At 65.4% G+C, this 15,073-nt stretch carries 14 protein-coding genes; 7 read left to right on the forward strand and 7 right to left on the reverse strand.

The features are described 5' to 3' along the window. Window positions 1–7: 7 nt before the first annotated feature. The 3 genes from B5X90_RS01985 to B5X90_RS01995 are packed head-to-tail and all read left to right on the forward strand — an operon-like array spanning window position 8 to window position 5,494. Entirely contained in the window at window positions 8–1,948 is a 1,941-nt protein-coding gene (locus B5X90_RS01985) for a BCCT family transporter (RefSeq protein WP_079549819.1), read from the forward strand. 23 nt (window positions 1,949–1,971) lie between these two features. Then, window positions 1,972–2,964 (forward strand): formyltetrahydrofolate deformylase, encoded by a 993-nt coding sequence (purU, locus tag B5X90_RS01990; protein WP_372702864.1) that lies wholly within the window; start codon window positions 1,972–1,974, stop codon window positions 2,962–2,964. Window positions 2,965–2,986: 22 nt separating this feature from the next. Further along, window positions 2,987–5,494 (forward strand): GcvT family protein, encoded by a 2,508-nt coding sequence (locus B5X90_RS01995; protein WP_079549820.1) that lies wholly within the window; start codon window positions 2,987–2,989, stop codon window positions 5,492–5,494. A 192-nt stretch (window positions 5,495–5,686) separates the two neighbouring features. Here the strand turns inward: B5X90_RS01995 and B5X90_RS02000 are convergent, their stop codons facing one another. From B5X90_RS02000 to B5X90_RS02010, 3 genes are read right to left on the reverse strand one after another with little or no spacing between them, the layout of a single operon-like run. Further along, complete coding sequence (locus tag B5X90_RS02000) at window positions 5,687–7,999, reverse strand: FdhF/YdeP family oxidoreductase (RefSeq protein WP_079549821.1); 2,313 nt, start codon at window positions 7,997–7,999, stop codon at window positions 5,687–5,689. A 26-nt stretch (window positions 8,000–8,025) separates the two neighbouring features. Next, window positions 8,026–8,652 (reverse strand): MBL fold metallo-hydrolase, encoded by a 627-nt coding sequence (locus tag B5X90_RS02005; protein ID WP_079549822.1) that lies wholly within the window; start codon window positions 8,650–8,652, stop codon window positions 8,026–8,028. After that, window positions 8,649–9,773 (reverse strand): S-(hydroxymethyl)mycothiol dehydrogenase, encoded by a 1,125-nt coding sequence (locus B5X90_RS02010; protein WP_079549823.1) that lies wholly within the window; start codon window positions 9,771–9,773, stop codon window positions 8,649–8,651. Before B5X90_RS02010 ends, B5X90_RS02005 begins: the two co-directional genes overlap by 4 nt. A gap of 395 nt (window positions 9,774–10,168) precedes the next feature. On the opposite strand from B5X90_RS02010, the gene B5X90_RS02015 reads away from it, so the two are divergent. Continuing rightward, window positions 10,169–10,948, forward strand: coding sequence for an ion transporter (locus B5X90_RS02015; protein WP_079549824.1), 780 nt, complete (start codon window positions 10,169–10,171; stop codon window positions 10,946–10,948). 54 nt (window positions 10,949–11,002) lie between these two features. Here B5X90_RS02015 and B5X90_RS02020 read toward each other — a convergent pair whose 3' ends face one another. Then, a complete protein-coding gene (locus B5X90_RS02020; RefSeq protein WP_079549825.1) occupies window positions 11,003–11,827 on the reverse strand; it encodes a VOC family protein in 825 nt (274 codons plus the stop codon). Between the two features lie 290 nt (window positions 11,828–12,117). Here B5X90_RS02020 and B5X90_RS02025 point away from each other — a divergent pair, with 290 nt between their 5' ends. Then, window positions 12,118–12,807, forward strand: a complete 690-nt coding sequence (locus tag B5X90_RS02025; RefSeq protein WP_079549826.1) for an HAD family hydrolase — start codon at window positions 12,118–12,120, stop codon at window positions 12,805–12,807. Window positions 12,808–12,859: 52 nt separating this feature from the next. Here the strand turns inward: B5X90_RS02025 and B5X90_RS02030 are convergent, their stop codons facing one another. After that, entirely contained in the window at window positions 12,860–13,156 is a 297-nt protein-coding gene (locus B5X90_RS02030; protein ID WP_079549827.1) for a MerR family transcriptional regulator, read from the reverse strand. Window positions 13,157–13,284: 128 nt separating this feature from the next. Between B5X90_RS02030 and B5X90_RS02035 the strand changes: the two genes are divergently transcribed. Further along, window positions 13,285–13,710: an Hsp20/alpha crystallin family protein gene (locus tag B5X90_RS02035; RefSeq protein ID WP_079549828.1), complete on the forward strand. Its 426-nt coding sequence runs from the start codon at window positions 13,285–13,287 to the stop codon at window positions 13,708–13,710. Between the two features lie 187 nt (window positions 13,711–13,897). Then, complete coding sequence (locus tag B5X90_RS02040) at window positions 13,898–14,155, forward strand: hypothetical protein (RefSeq protein WP_079549829.1); 258 nt, start codon at window positions 13,898–13,900, stop codon at window positions 14,153–14,155. Between the two features lie 104 nt (window positions 14,156–14,259). Here the strand turns inward: B5X90_RS02040 and B5X90_RS02045 are convergent, their stop codons facing one another. Further along, window positions 14,260–14,433, reverse strand: a complete 174-nt coding sequence (locus tag B5X90_RS02045; RefSeq protein ID WP_079549830.1) for a CsbD family protein — start codon at window positions 14,431–14,433, stop codon at window positions 14,260–14,262. Between the two features lie 152 nt (window positions 14,434–14,585). Beyond that, on the reverse strand, window positions 14,586–15,065 hold the full coding sequence (locus B5X90_RS02050; RefSeq protein ID WP_143264615.1) for a hypothetical protein: 480 nt from the start codon (window positions 15,063–15,065) through the stop codon (window positions 14,586–14,588). Between the last annotated feature and the right edge of the window lie 8 nt (window positions 15,066–15,073).

Below are 15,073 nucleotides of genomic sequence, written 5' to 3' on the forward strand. Positions count from 1 at the left end.
CTTCCTCATGGCATTGAACAGTGATATCGGCATAGACAGTGACATCGACGCGGACACCGGCACCAACGCTCCGGACCGTCCCCCAACCGCCCCCCGCCCTTCCGCATCCGTCCCGGACTCTGAAAACTATGACGAGCTCCTGCAGGAACTGCGTCAGAGCAAGACAGAGCGGGCCGTGACGGAACGCCGCAACCGCAAGCTCACCCTGGACAAGGTCACCTTCGGGATCACGGGAGCATGCGCCATCGCCTTCGTGATGTGGGGATTCCTCGGGAGGGACAGCCTCTCTGCCACGTCACAGGGCGTTCTTGACTGGGTCATGGAATACACCGGCTGGCTCTTCATGGTGTTGGCTTCTCTCTTCGTGGTCTTCGTCCTGTGGCTGGCGCTCGGCAAGTTCGGCAACATCCCGCTGGGCAAGGACGGCGAAAAACCCGAATTCCGCACCATCTCCTGGGTGGCCATGATGTTTGCCGCCGGCATGGGCATCGGGCTCATGTTCTATGGCGTGGCTGAGCCGCTCTACCACTACATTTCGCCGCCGCCCGGAACCGTGGACGGACGAACCCCCGCAGCCATCCAGACCGCCATGGCCACCTCTATCTTCCATTGGACCCTGCACCCGTGGGCGATGTACGCAGTGGTGGGCATCGCCATGGCCTACGGCACCTACCGCCTGGGCCGCAGGCAACTCATCTCCGCGGCCTTCACCTCACTCTTTGGCATCAGGATGGTTGAAGGGCCAGTCGGCAAGTTCATCAACATCCTGGCCATCTTCGCCACGCTGTTCGGTACCGCTGCCTCGTTGGGCCTCGGCGCCCTCCAGATCGGCAGCGGACTGACATCCAACGGCTGGGTCGGGGAAATCGGTACCCCCGTGCTCGTGGTGATCGTCGCCATCCTGACTTCCTGCTTCGTGGCCTCCGCGGTATCCGGCATCAGCCGCGGCATCCAGTGGCTTTCCAACATCAACATGGTCCTGGCCGTCGTCCTGGCACTCATCGTCTTTGTTGCTGGCCCCACCCTCTTCATCCTCAACCTGATTCCCGCCGCGGTGGGAGACTACGCCAGGGACCTGGCGGAAATGTCCTCCCGGACCGAAGCCGTGGGAGACGAGGCACTGCGGAGCTGGATGTCCAGCTGGACCATCTTCTACTGGGCCTGGTGGCTGTCCTGGACGCCGTTCGTGGGCATGTTCATCGCCCGCATCAGCCGGGGCCGCACCATCCGGCAGTTTGTCACCGGGGTACTGCTGGTACCGAGCATTGTCAGCGTGATCTGGTTCGGCATCTTCGGCGGCACCGCCTTTGGCATCCAGCAGCAGGCCGACAAGACGCAGGACCCCACCGACGGCCTCGTCAAAATGGTCGACGGCGCACCCTCCATATCCTTCGACGGCGCCCTGTTCGACTTGATCAAGAACCTGAACATGCCCGCCTGGGCCACCACTGCAGTCATCGTCCTGGCCATGGTCCTGGTGGCAATCTTCTTCATCACCGGAGCAGACTCAGCCTCCATCATCATGGCCTCCCTGAGTTCCAACGGATCCAGCGAACCGCGCCGCGGGCTCGTGATCTTCTGGGGTTTGCTGACCGGCGGAGTGGCCGCCGTGATGCTCCTTGCCGGCGGAGACGAACCGTCCGAGGCGTTGTCCGGCCTGCAACGCATCACGATCGTAGCCGCCCTGCCCTTCGTAGTGGTCATGTTGCTGCTATGCGTCGCGCTGGCCCGGGACCTGCGCCGCGATCCGCTGGCCTTGCGGCAGCGGCTCGCCACCACCGTCGTCGAACGCGCCATCCGTACCGGCGTGGAACAGCACGGAGGCGTGCAGTTCGAGCTGGTGACCAAACATGAATGCGACGGACGCTGTGCCGAGGGCACGCGCTGCCCGGGCGACGCCAAAGACAACGAGGCCAAGAGCAGCAACCCCACCGGCGCCACCAACTAGTCGACACCAACCAGGAGTCAATCGTGACCTCAATTCTTGAAAGCCGCCACGCCGGCGCCATTGACCCCGTGACATCCGAGGCCGCTGCCGCTCGCCCGGCACCCGGGACGCGCACGGCAGAATTTGTCCTCACCCTGGCCTGTCCGGAAAGGCCAGGCATCGTCCGGGCGGTCACCTGCTTCCTGGCCGACCGCGGCTTCGACATCGTGGAGCATCAGCAGTTCGATGACCACGTCAGCGGGAACCTCTTCCTGCGCACGGCCTTTAGCGGCGGCGGTTCCGGTCACGGAGATCGTGCCCGGCGGGACCCCGGTTTCGACGGTCTCGACCACCGGGTTTCCACCGCGGAGAGGCTCACGGACGGCTTCGCGGCAACGGCCGCCGAGTTTGGCATGGATTTCACCTTCCACGACGGCCGGCCGCAGCGCCTCCTGGTCATGGTCTCCAAATTCGGCCACTGCCTGAACGACCTGATCTACCGGTGGCGCGCGGGCAGCCTGGGTGCGGAGATCGCCGTCGTGGTTTCCAACCATGAGGACCTTCGCGCTATGGCCGAAAACGCCGGGCTCCCGTTCATCCATGTTCCGGTGACCCCCGGCACCAAACCGGAAGCCGAGGCGCGGCTGCTGGAACTCGTAGCCGGGTACGACGCCGACCTGGTGGTACTGGCGCGCTACATGCAGGTGCTGTCCAACGATCTGTGCGCAAACCTGCGCGGCCGGGCCATCAACATCCACCATTCCTTCCTGCCCGGCTTCAAGGGCGCGAAGCCGTACCACCAGGCCTATGACCGCGGCGTGAAACTCATCGGGGCCACGGCGCACTACGTGACGCCTGACCTGGATGAGGGACCCATCATCGAGCAGGAGGTCTTCCGGGTGGACCACAGCCTGGATGCGGACGCCCTGGTGACGATTGGCCGGGACGCCGAATCACAGGCCCTGTCCCGGGCTGTGAAGTGGCATTGCCAGCACCGCGTCCTGCTCAACAACACCCGCACTGTCGTATTCCGCTAACGCGAAACCAGGAGAACACCTTATGAGCGCATCACCACGCGTTGTCATCATCGGCGCCGGCATTGTCGGCACCAACCTCGCGGACGAACTCGCCAGCCGGGGCTGGAACAACATCACGGTCGTCGAACAGGGCCCGCTGGAACTGGCCGGCGGTTCCACCTCGCACGCCCCCGGCCTGGTCTTCCAGACCAACCCGTCCAAGACCATGACGGAATTTGCCAGCTACACGGTGGACAAGCTGCTCTCCCTCAGCGCCGACGGGGTGTCTTGCTTCAACCAGCTCGGCGGCCTTGAGCTTGCCACCACCGGGGCGCGGCTACAGGACCTCAGGCGCAAGCTGGGGTACGCCACCTCCTGGGGCATCGAAGGCCGGATCATCGACCCCGACGAGTGCGGGAAACACTACCCGCTCCTGACCACCGGGGCGCTGGCGAACGGCAACGAGGTCCTCGGCGGCCTCTACGTCCCCACGGACGGCCTGGCCTCCGCGGCCCGCGCCGTCCAGCTGCTGATCAGCCGCACCCGGCAAGCCGGCGTGACCTACCTCGGCTCCGCCACCGTGACGGGCATCCATCAGACCTCGGGCAGGGTCACCGGCGTCGAAACGGCCGACGGCATGATCCCTGCGGACCTTGTGGTGTCCTGCGCCGGGTTCTGGGGCCGCGAGATCGGCAAGATGGTTGGCCTGAAGGTGCCTCTGCTGCCGCTGGCGCACCAGTACGTGAAGACCACGCCACTTCCGGAGCTGAAGGGCCGGAACGAACTTCCCAACGGCGCCCGCCTGCCCATCCTGCGCTTCCAGGACAAGGACCTCTACTACCGCGAGCACGGCGACCGGATCGGCATCGGCAGCTACGCGCACCGGCCGATGCCCGTGGACATGGCACAGCTGCCCAGCGTTGGCGCGGAGGAGATGTCCGATCACCGCATGCCCTCCCGCCTGGACTTCACGATGGAGGATTTCCTGCCCGCCTGGGAAGACAGCAAGGAACTCCTCCCGGCCCTGCACGGGGCCCAGATCGACGACGGCTTCAACGGGATCTTCTCTTTCACTCCCGACGGCGGCCCGCTGATGGGCGAGTCCCCCGACGTCGACGGCTTCTTCGTGGCCGAGGCAGTCTGGGTCACCCACTCAGCCGGCGTGGCCAGGGCCATGGCGGAGCTGCTCATCGAGGGCCAGTCCCGCACCGACCTGCACGGCTGCGAGCTCACGCGCTTCGAGAAGGTCCAGACCAGTGACCACTACGTCAGCGAAACGTCCCAGCAGAACTTCGTGGAAATTTACGACGTCCTGCACCCGCTGCAGCCCAAGGAATCCCCGCGTGACCTGCGCGTCAGCCCTTTCAACGTCCGTCAGAAGGAGCTCGGCGCGTTCTTCCTAGAGTCCGCTGGCTGGGAGCGCCCGCATTGGTTCGAGGCCAACCGCGGCCTGCTCGAAGAGCTGCCGCCGCAGTGGCAGGCACCAGAGCGGGACGAGTGGTCCGCCATGTTCCACTCCCCCATCTCGGCGGCCGAAGCGTGGAAGACGCGTACCGCCGTCGGCCTTTATGACATGACGCCGCTGAAGCGGCTGGCGGTCACTGGGCCCGGGGCGCTGCCACTGCTGCAGCGGCTGAGCACCGGCAACATCGCGAAGAAGCCGGGTGCCGTGACGTACTGCCTCCTGCTGGCGGACGACGGCGGCATCCGCAGCGACGTGACGGTCGCCCGGCTCGCGGAGGAAGAGTTCCAGCTGGGCGTGAACAGCAACGTGGACTTCGACTACCTCCGCGTCGAGGCCAGGAAGCAGTCGGCCGCGGATCCCGCCCGGTGGGTGCACGTTTCCGACGTCACCGGCAGCACCTGCTGCATCGGGCTCTGGGGGCCGCTGGCCCGTGAAGTCATCGGCAAGCTCAGCGGGGACGACCTCAGCAACGACGGCCTGAAATACTTCCGGACCAAGGACATCTCGGTGGGCGGCATTCCTGTCACGGCCCTGCGGCTCTCCTACGTGGGCGAGCTCGGCTGGGAGCTCTACACCACAGCGGACTACGGGCTGAAGCTCTGGGACCTCCTCTTCGAGGCCGGACAGGAACACGGCATCATCGCCGCCGGGCGGGGGGCATTCAACAGCATGCGGCTCGAGAAGGGCTACCGGCTGTGGGGCACGGACATGACCTCCCAGCACCACCCCTACGAGGCCGGACTGGGCTTCTCGATCGCCAAGGACAAGGAAGGCTTTGTGGGCTGCGAGGCGCTGGCCGCACGCAGGGAACAGCCGGCCACCAGGGCGCTGCGGTGCCTGACCGTGGACGACGGCACGTCAGTGGTCCTGGGCAAGGAACCGGTGTACGTCAACGGCCAGGCCGCCGGCTATGTCACCAGCGCCGCCTACGGCTACTCGGTCCGCAAGCCCCTCGCCTATGCCTGGCTGCCTGCCTCGGTGACCGAGGGCGACGCCGTGGAGGTCGAGTACTTCGGCAAGCGCATCGCCGCGACTGTCACGGCCGAGCCGCTGTTCGATCCCGGCATGGAGCGGCTGCGCGGCTGACGCGAACCGGGGGTTGCCGGCTGGAGACCGGCAATCCCCGGCTTTTCACGCGTGCTCGCTCGTTCCTCGGTTAGACACACGCCGAGGTCAGCAACCCGGCGGCCTGGCGCTTTCGAAAGAGAGGGCCTAAAAGAATGGCCCCGCTTCCTGGCTGGATTCCAACCAGGAAGCGGGGCCACTCCGTCGTGGTGCCTAGCTCGCTGTGGCCGCCCCAAGCACGCCGGCCGCCTCGGAATGCTCCGCAGGGTGCGGAACGAGCCGGACGAACATGGCCTTGAAGCCGGGGGTGTTGGATTCGCGGGCCACGTTTTCCTTGTGGACCAGGGCATTGGCCTCCGGGAAGTACGCCGCGGCGCAGCCCTTGGCCGTCGGGTAGGCCACGAGCCGGAACTTGTCCGCCTGCCGGTCGTGACCCCGGAACGTGCTCACCACGTCCACCAGGTCCCGGTCCTGGAAGCCAAGTTCGGCCAGGTCCCCGGGATGGACCAGGATCACCCTGCGTCCGTCCGAGATTCCGCGGTACCGGTCATCCAGGCCGTAGAACGTGGTGTTGTACTGGTCGTGGCTGCGGATGGTCTGCAAGACCAGGTGGCCGTCCGGCGGAGTCAGGTACTCCAGCGGGCTGACCGTGAACCGGCCACGGCCGATGTCCGTCTTGAAGGACCGGGTGTCCCGCGGCGGGTTGGGCAGCACGAAGCCGTTCCTGGTCCGGATCCGGGCGTTGAAGTCCTCGAAGCCCGGAATGACACGGGAGATGTGGTCCCGGACCACGTCGTAGTCCCCGGCCATGGCCTTCCAGTTGACCGGATGGCCCTCGCCGAACGTGGCGTCGGCCATCCGGGCGATGATCACCGGCTCGGCGAGGAGGTGCTCGGAGACGGGCGTCAGCCGGCCCTGCGTCGAGTGGACCACGGACATGGAGTCCTCCACGGAGAGGAACTGGGCGCCCTTGGGGTGTTTGTCGTCCTTGTCCGTCCGGCCCAGTGTGGGCAGGACGAGCGAGGTGCGCCCGTGCACCACATGGGAACGATTCGGCTTGGTAGAGATGTGCACCGTCAGGCCGATCCGCTGCATCCCGGCCTCCAGCGTCTCTGTGTCCGAGCAGGCGAGGGAGAAGTTGCCGCCCATGGACACAAACACATCCACCTCGTTCCGCTCAAAAGCCTCCATGGCCTCCACTGCATCAAAGCCGTGAGCGCGCGGAGACGTGATCCCGAATTCCTTGTCCAGGGCTTCGAGCAGCCACTCCTTGGGCTTCTCCCAGATGCCCATGGTCCGGTCGCCCTGGACGTTGGAGTGCCCGCGGACCGGGCAGGCGCCGGCGCCGGGCTTGCCGAAGTTGCCCTGCAGGAGCAGGACGTTGACCATTTCCTTGATGGTGTCCACGGGGTGCGGCTGCTGCGTGACCCCGAGGGCCCAGCAGAAGATCGTGGCCTTGGACCGGATGAGCATGCCGGCGACCTCCTCGATCTGGGCCCGGGCCAGGCCGGTGGCTTTCTCGGTCTCGTCCCAGTCCAGCTCCCGGCGGGCGTCGCGGTAGGCGTCGAAGCCGTCCGTCTGCGCCTCGACGAAAGTCCGGTCGACGACGGTGCCGGGTGCCCGCTCTTCTTCGGCCAGCAGCAGGTGGCCCAGGGCCTGGAACAGCGCCAGGTCCCCGCCCACCTTGATCTGCAGGTACTCGTCGGCCAGCGGCGTGCCGCCGCCCACCACTCCGGAGAAGGTCTGGGGGTCTTTGAAGTTGAACAGCCCGGCCTCGGGCAGCGGATTCACCGCCACCACCTTCCCGCCGTTGTCCTTGCATTCCTTCAGCGCCGACAGCATCCGGGGATGGTTGGTGCCGGGGTTCTGCCCGACGACGAAGATGAGCTCCGCGTCATGGATGTCGTCCAGGGACACGGTGCCCTTGCCGATGCCGATGGTGGGGTTAAGCGCCGAGCCCGAGGACTCATGGCACATGTTGGAGCAGTCCGGCAGGTTGTTGGTACCCAGGGCCCGGGCAAAGAGCTGGTACATGAACGCGGTCTCGTTGGCCGTGCGGCCGGAGGTGTAGAAGACACAGCGGTCAGGCGTGCTGGCCCGGACGTGTTCGCCGATCAGGTCGAAGGCCTCGGCCCAGGAGATCGGCGAATAGTGCGTCTCCCCAGCGCGGATCACCACCGGTTCGCTGAGCCGGCCCTGGTTACCCAGCCAGTACTCGGTCTTCCCCGCCAGCTCGGCGATGGAATGCCGGGCCCAGAACTCCGCCCCGACCGTGCGCAGGGTGTTCTCCTCCGCCACCGCCTTGGCCCCGTTCTCGCAGAACTCGGCTGTTTTGCGCTTCTTGTCCGATTCCGGCCACGCGCAACCCGGGCAGTCGAACCCGCCGCGTTGGTTCAGCCGCAGCAGCGAGTGGGCCGTCCGGGCTACCCCGGCCTGGGCCACGGCGCGCTCCAGCGCTACCATCACCGCCTTGACGCCGGCTGCTTGCTTCTTCGGTTTGTGGACCTCCAGCTCGTCCTCGTTGATGTCCGCGACGGGCGCCGGCTGCCTGCCTAATTTCGCAGCGTCACCTTGGCCAGCGTCTCCCGCTCCGCCCCGATCGTGGTGCTGTCGCCGTGCCCGGTGCGGACCACGGTTTCGGGAGGGAGCGTCAGCAGCCGTTCCCGGATCGAGGCGAGGATGGTCGGGTAGTCGCTGTAGGACCTGCCGGTCGCCCCCGGGCCCCGGTTGAACAGCGTGTCGCCGGTGAACACCGTTCCCTCCCCCGCCAGCAGGAAGCAGGTGGATCCGGGTGAGTGGCCGGGGGTGTGGATGGCCCTCAGTGTCGCGCCTCCGACCCGGAAGACCTCGCCATCGGCAAGCTCCCGGTCCGGCGTGGTGCCGGGATAAACCTGTTCCCAGAGCATCAGGTCATCGGGGTGCAGGTGGATGGGGGCATTCACCGCCGCTGCCACCTCGCGGGCCGCGCCGATGTGGTCGTTGTGCGCATGGGTAAGCAGGATGGCGAGGACCTTCCGGCCGCGGACCTGGTCGATGATTGCGGCTGCGTCGTGCGGGGAGTCGATAATCACGCATTCTTCGCGGTCACCGACGATCCAGACGTTGTTGTCCACGTCCCAGGTTCCGCCGTCGAGCGAAAACGTTCCCGACGTCACCAGGTTCTCGATGGTGACGCTCATGCGGACTCCGCCGCTGCCGCGAGATCCGCGGCCGGCCGGATTTCAACCACGGAGCGCAGGACCTTGCCCTCGTGCATCTTGCCGAAGGCCTCTTCCACCTGGTCGATGGTGATGCGTTCGGTGACGAAGGCGTCCAGGTCCAGATTGCCGAGCTTGTAGTGCGCCACCAGCATCGGGAAGTCCCGGGACGGCAGGCAATCTCCGTACCAGGACGACTTCAGGGACCCGCCGCGGCCAAAGACGTCCAGCAGCGGCAGCTCGAGCAACATGTCCGGCGTCGGCACGCCCACCAGCACCACGCGGCCGGCGAGGTCCCGGGCGTAGAACGCCTGCTTGTACGTTTCGGGGCGTCCCACCGCCTCGATCACGACGTCGGCACCATTGCCTCCGGTCAGCGCCCGGATGGCCTCGATCGGGTCCTCCCTGCTGGAGTCCACGCCGTGGGTGGCGCCGAGGGACCTGGCCATTTCCACCTTGTTGGCGTCGATGTCCACCGCGATGATCGTCGTGGCACCGGCCAGCTTCGCGCCGGCGATCGCGGCAATGCCCACGCCGCCGCAGCCGATCACGGCGACGGATTCGCCGCGTCTGACCTCACCGGTGTTGATGGCGGCGCCGATGCCCGCCATCACACCACAGCCGAGCAGCCCGACGGCGGCGGGATCGGCGTCCTCGTCAACTTTGGTGCACTGCCCGGCCGCGACCAACGTCTTCTCGGCGAAGGCGCCGATGCCGAGCGCCGGCGAGAGCTCCGTGCCGTCCTCGAGAGTCATCTTCTGCGTGGCATTGTGAGTGTTGAAGCAGTACTGCGGCTGGCCCTTGGCACACGCCCGGCACTCGCCACACACCGCGCGCCAGTTCAGGATCACGCGATCCCCGGGCGCCACCTCGGTGACGTCCGGGCCGACGGCGCTGACCACGCCGGTGGCCTCATGGCCCAACAGGATGGGGAAATCATCGGTGATTCCGCCCTGCTTATAGTGCAGGTCAGTGTGGCAGACGCCGCAGGTCAGGATGTCCACGAGCGCCTCACCGGGTCCAGGATCCGGCACGAGGATATTCTCCACCGAGACCCGGGCATTCTTTTCCTTGGCGATGACCGCCTTTACCTTGTGAACCATGATTCCTGTGTTCCTTTCCTGAGTCCGCGAGGGACTCTTTGGCGGGACTCTTTGGCGACGGACACGGCGCCAATTTTGGCCCACCCGTTGCGGCTCGAAGTTGTCTGCCCGTCCCCCCAAGCTCTTGTTCTGTGCTTGACGGTGAGGGCACGCCCCAGACCTGCTGTTGAATTGCGTATTACACAACACGATGCACATAGCGCGTACTTTGAAAATATGGCAGTCATCACACCGGGGTGTCAATAGATTTCCGCAGTGCGACCTCCGCGTACCAGGCGTGACCTCACTGGGGCCCGCGGCACCGTACGGAACTCCACGCAGATCCCTTCTGTTCGCTCCAGCACCCTGGGCAAAAGGTGTCGGCCACATCGCTGCCCGCGTGCCAGAATCCTCACATGAGCAAGGAACGCAATGAACTGAAGAGCATCGGATACGAAATCTTCATCGGTATCCTTTCGATCCTGTCGATCGTCAATCTCGTACTCTTGTATGCGGCGCAGGACGAGTCGCTCGACACTGTATTGAGGGCGATGAACGCCCTGTTCAGCATGATCTTCGTCGCCGACTTCCTCTTCCGGATCTTCACTGCGCCATCGGCGGGCGCCTATTTCTTCAAGCACTTCGGCTGGGCCGACCTGTTGGCCAGCGTGCCTTTGGCGCAGTTCAAGATCCTGCGCGTCTTCCGGCTTGCCCGGGTGTACCGCCTGCTCCGCGATGTCGGCATCCAGACGGTCGGCCGCGCGCTGATCAAAGATCGGGCCGGCAGCTCCCTGTACATTCTGCTGATCATGGGCATTTTCGTGCTGGAATTCGGGAGCCTCGCGGTTCTCGGCGTCGAGCAGAACGCGCCGGGGGCCAATATCACGTCGGCCTCGGACTCCCTCTGGTACACGATCGTCACGATCTCGACAGTCGGATACGGTGACCAATATCCGGTCACCGATGCGGGCCGCATGATCGGGACAGGCATCATCGTCGTCGGTGTCGGCATCTTCGGCACGTTCACCGGCTACCTGGCCAACTTCTTCCTCGCTCCCAAGAAGAAGGACTCCGAACCACCGGTCAAAGCGGCTGACACGGGTACCGCAACGGTCGAAGGGCTCCGCCTGAGCCTGGAAGAGTCCGAGGCAAAGCTCGCCGAGATCAGAAAGCTCCTCGCAGGGCCAACCCAGTGAACGTTTGTGCCACAGCCGACGCCATGGAACCCGGCGCCGCTGTTGAACGTTCGCTCATCCCGACGGGGGCGTGAACTCGCTGGCGGTAAACTCCGCTCCCTGGGGGTCCCGGATCAGTGCCGTGCGCGTCCACTCGGTGTCGTTTTGGCGAAGGACTTGGGCGCCGAGTCGCTTCGCATCAACCACCGTCTGGTCCCGGTCGGCGACAGTGAACGAGACGTGCCAGCGCGGCAGCTCATCGGGGGCGGTGGTCGCGATCCAGGCGATCGCATCCTCGAAACCAGGAGGGGCGGCCAGCACTGACTGCCTCGCCCTGATGCCCGGATCGACTGTCGCCTCAAGGTGGTCACCGTAACCGGGCCGGCGGATCATCATCGCGAAGCCGAGGTCGTCGACCTGCCAGCCGAACGCGTCCTCGTAGAACCTGATAGCCGCGCCGGGGTCGGGCGTGTGGAGATCGCTGAAATTCCAGGTCCCCGGCTGATTGGCCACCTGTGCCCCTAAGCGTCGCTTGGCTTGCCAGATGCGGATCCCGGCGCCCCCTGGATCGGTCAGCTCAGCACCGCGGCCGCCCTCGCCCGCGTCGGCGGGTGCCGACCGCACCGTAGCGCCGGCAGCGACCAGACGCTGCACGGCCGTATCCGCGTCCTCGACGGATACGTAGGTATTCCACGCCGCGGCACCCCGGGTGCCCGCCATCCCAGCCACGTCTTGGCCGTCGAGCTTGGCAATCAAGTATCGGTCCGGCGCGCCCGCCGGCACAGCGTCCTCGAATGTCCAGCCGAAGAGGCCGGCATAGAATTCGGCGGCCGCCTCGATGTCGGGCTGCTCGGTGTCGATCCAACACGGTACGCCCTGAGGGTAGGTTCGCTGGGTCATGTCTGGCTCCCGTCCATGGACATAGCCTAGCGAGCAGGGGGCCCGGCCGGGCGCACAGCTTCTCTATTAAGTAGTCTTACTATGCACGCTTCCAGCAGAGACGAGGAGGTCATAGTGGCCGGGCACTTGGAGTTGGTGCACTCCCTGGCGAGTGGTGGCGGCGTACTGATCGTGGACGCTGAGGACTCCGTTAAGGGTCCTTCGGACCCCGGTCGGGAAAGATCCGTTATGGGCCGAGCCCTTGCCTGGTCAGGCATATGCGGCCGCCCTCAACTTAAGGTGGGGTAGCAATGGTGCCAGGTTCAAAATCCGAAAAGAAACGCGGCGTCCTTTTCGACGTCGACGGGACCTTGATTGACTCCAGTTATTTCCACGCCCTTGCCTGGTGGCAGGCGTTCCGGCGGGAGGGGCTGGACATCCAGATCTCCGCCATCCACCGCTGCGTCGGCATGGGCGGCGACAAGCTGATCGAACACTTGGTTCCCGGGTGCACCACGGACATGCAGGACGACCTCAAATCCGCGCACGGCGCCGTGTTCTCCACGTTTTGGCCCTCCCTGCGCCCCTTCGACTCGGCCCGCGACCTCCTGGCCGCATGCTCTGACGCAGGGCTGGCCGTGGGTTTGGCCTCATCGGCTCAGGAGCGGGACCTGGACGTCACCCGGCGTCTCCTGGACGCCGGCACGTCCATCGATGCGTGGACCAGTTCCAACGACGCCGAAGAGAGCAAGCCCGCTCCCGACATTCTGCTGGCGTGCCTGGACAAGCTTGAACTCAGCCCCGCGGACGTCGTGTTTGTGGGCGACGCCGTCTGGGACGTGCTTGCCGCCGCGGCAATCGGAGTTCCCGCCATTGCCCTGACCTGTGGCGGAATCAGCGAAGCCGAACTGCGGGAGGCCGGTGCCGCCGAGGTATACGACAATCCGCGGCACCTGTTGGAGAACCTCAAAAGCAGCGCAATTGGAAGGCTGAGCGCCTGATCACGGCACGCCTCACAGCGTGGTGCGCTGAGCTGTGACGTGACGGCCCGGCTCAGGGATAACTTCGTCGTGTGGCCGCAGCGAGTTCGCGTTCCAAGTGCCGGCTGGCCGCCTCCAGCTCGAGGACCCGGATCCCGGCAAGGTTGAGCCCGTCCTGAAAGAGCGCGCTGGTCCTGCGGAGCGCTACCAAATCCTGCTCGCTGTACAGGCGGGTACCGCCGTCGCTACGTCCCGGCTGCAGCAGCCCCTTGCGTTCGTAGAGACGCAAATTCCGCTGTCCCATTCCCACGAGTTCGGCCGCCACAGAGATGGCATAGACGCCCTCGGTTTTGCCGGTGCCCGACCCCATAGGATCCTCCTAAAACCTGTGAACTAACCTCTTGCACCAGTGTGGCACCGGTGTTATAAAAAATCTATCGCAGTCACGATAGATAATCTGGCTGGGCACATACGAGATCTGTAAGGAGTGAGATAGCCATGCTGATGCGTACCGACCCGTTTCGCGAGCTCGACCGGCTCACCCAGCAGGTCCTTGGCACGGCGGCCAGGCCCGCCGCGATGCTCATGGACGCTTGGCGGGAAGGGGAAGAATTCGTCGTCGCATTCGATCTGCCGGGTGTGGACGTCGACTCGGTGGACATCGACGTCGAACGCAACGTTCTGACGGTCCGGGCCGAACGGAAGAACCTGACAGACGACACCACGGAGCTGGTCGCGTCCGAGCGTCCCCGCGGCGTTTTCAGCCGCCAGATCATCCTCGGCGATACCCTGGACACCGAGGCGGTGAAGGCCAGCTACGACGCGGGCGTGCTGATGCTACGGATCCCCATCGCCGAAAAGGCAAAACCCCGCCGGATCCCCATCGAGAGCAGCAGCGACCAGACCCGGCAGATCAGCGCTTGACTGCCCCGCACTGACGCCTTCCGGGAAGCCGTCGGCCGTGTGAAGCAACCCACCGACGGCGCCCGGAACCAGGTGAGCATCTCCCCGGGCAGAATTCACACCACATCCAGGCCGGGCCCGCAATATTCTGTCAGCCCACGCAGCAACCGAGGGGCCGGCCACGAGCAACTGCAGAAAAGGAACTGACATGACCACCACCCACTTTGACCGGTTCCTTAGCGAAGCTCTCGCCACTGGGCGCGAGTCCGACACCGGATTGGGCAAGGACGAACTCTACGGCCTTTACACCAGTTGGTGCCTGATAAACCAGGACCGGCCACAGCCCGCCCGGTCCCTCTGGGCGGCGCTCAAGGAACACCGGATCAATCCTGCGGACAACCGCCTGACTATGACCGGACCGGCCGCCATGGACTATATTCTGGCCAGCGCGCCCAACCTGGCCTGATCCCGGCACATCTCCCGGCGGGCGCAGGACCTCGCACCCATCCAACTTTCGGGAGCAGGTCACAAGGGCGAAAGCCCTTGTGACCTGTGTCGTTCCCGGGATGATTACTTCTTGAAGGCGTCCTTGACCTTTTCGCCGGCCTGCTTCAGGTCAGCTTTGACCTGGTCGCCTTTGCCTTCGGCTTCCAGCGCCGGGTCGTTGGTAGCCTTGCCGGCTGCTTCTTTGCCCTTGCCACCGAGATTCTCGGCGGCGTTCTGGATCTTGTCTCCCGCTCCCATGATGGTCCTCCGATGGTTCCGCCGCGGGCCGGTCGCCAGCGGCGATACTACAAGTTTAAGCACCCCTGGTTCGCATCGCGGATACTGGGCATCGCTGGGGCTGATCACCGCGGGGGCTGCCGGCCCTTTGAATGCCCGCGCTTCCTGAATGCTCACGGCTTCGGGGCAGGCGCGAGTCTGGTCCGGCAGGTGTCCAGCAGCAATGTCTCCAAGGTCAGAATTTGGGCCGCCGCGCGGCTACTTAGCCGTTCCATGCGTTCCGGGTCGATGCGCTTGTCTTCACTCGACAGGACCTGGAGTGTCTTCCAGAGCAGCAGTTTTCCGGTCACGGCTGAGATCAGCGACTCAACCTCAAGTTGGCCTTTGGCTCCTTCGATGGAATGCAGCGGGTTGAGCGGATCGAGGGCGGCAATCTGCGCCCCGGCCCAGGCGATGGGCTTCTTGTAGGCGGGCATGCTCGAATGAAGTTGTTCGCAGACTTCTTCCAGCGCCCGTTTGTCTTCACTCACCTCGGCTGCCAGCCTGCCGACCTCGCCGGCATGGGCCGTGTCCCGCCAGGACTTGGCGGCCTGCTCGAAGAGCCGCTCCCCCGCGCTGGCGGCGGTCAGATGGCTGTGCAAGTATGCGGACAAGGAATTTC

The organism is Arthrobacter sp. 49Tsu3.1M3, from assembly GCF_900168135.1.
Taxonomy (GTDB): domain Bacteria; phylum Actinomycetota; class Actinomycetes; order Actinomycetales; family Micrococcaceae; genus Arthrobacter.

Bases quoted from the DNA above. Each gene is read 5' to 3' on its own strand.
- B5X90_RS02040 (WP_079549829.1), top strand. From the start codon at position 13,898: ATGACCACCACCCACTTTGACCGGTTCCTTAGCGAAGCTCTCGCCACT.
- B5X90_RS02005 (WP_079549822.1), bottom strand. From the start codon at position 8,652: ATGAGCGTCACCATCGAGAACCTGGTGACGTCGGGAACGTTTTCGCTC.
- B5X90_RS02045 (WP_079549830.1), bottom strand. From the start codon at position 14,433: ATGGGAGCGGGAGACAAGATCCAGAACGCCGCCGAGAATCTCGGTGGC.
- B5X90_RS02020 (WP_079549825.1), bottom strand. From the start codon at position 11,827: ATGACCCAGCGAACCTACCCTCAGGGCGTACCGTGTTGGATCGACACC.
- B5X90_RS02030 (WP_079549827.1), bottom strand. From the start codon at position 13,156: ATGGGGTCGGGCACCGGCAAAACCGAGGGCGTCTATGCCATCTCTGTG.
- B5X90_RS01995 (WP_079549820.1), top strand. From the start codon at position 2,987: ATGAGCGCATCACCACGCGTTGTCATCATCGGCGCCGGCATTGTCGGC.
- B5X90_RS02025 (WP_079549826.1), top strand. From the start codon at position 12,118: ATGGTGCCAGGTTCAAAATCCGAAAAGAAACGCGGCGTCCTTTTCGAC.
- B5X90_RS02010 (WP_079549823.1), bottom strand. From the start codon at position 9,773: ATGGTTCACAAGGTAAAGGCGGTCATCGCCAAGGAAAAGAATGCCCGG.
- B5X90_RS02015 (WP_079549824.1), top strand. From the start codon at position 10,169: ATGAGCAAGGAACGCAATGAACTGAAGAGCATCGGATACGAAATCTTC.
- B5X90_RS02035 (WP_079549828.1), top strand. From the start codon at position 13,285: ATGCTGATGCGTACCGACCCGTTTCGCGAGCTCGACCGGCTCACCCAG.
- B5X90_RS01985 (WP_079549819.1), top strand. From the start codon at position 8: ATGGCATTGAACAGTGATATCGGCATAGACAGTGACATCGACGCGGAC.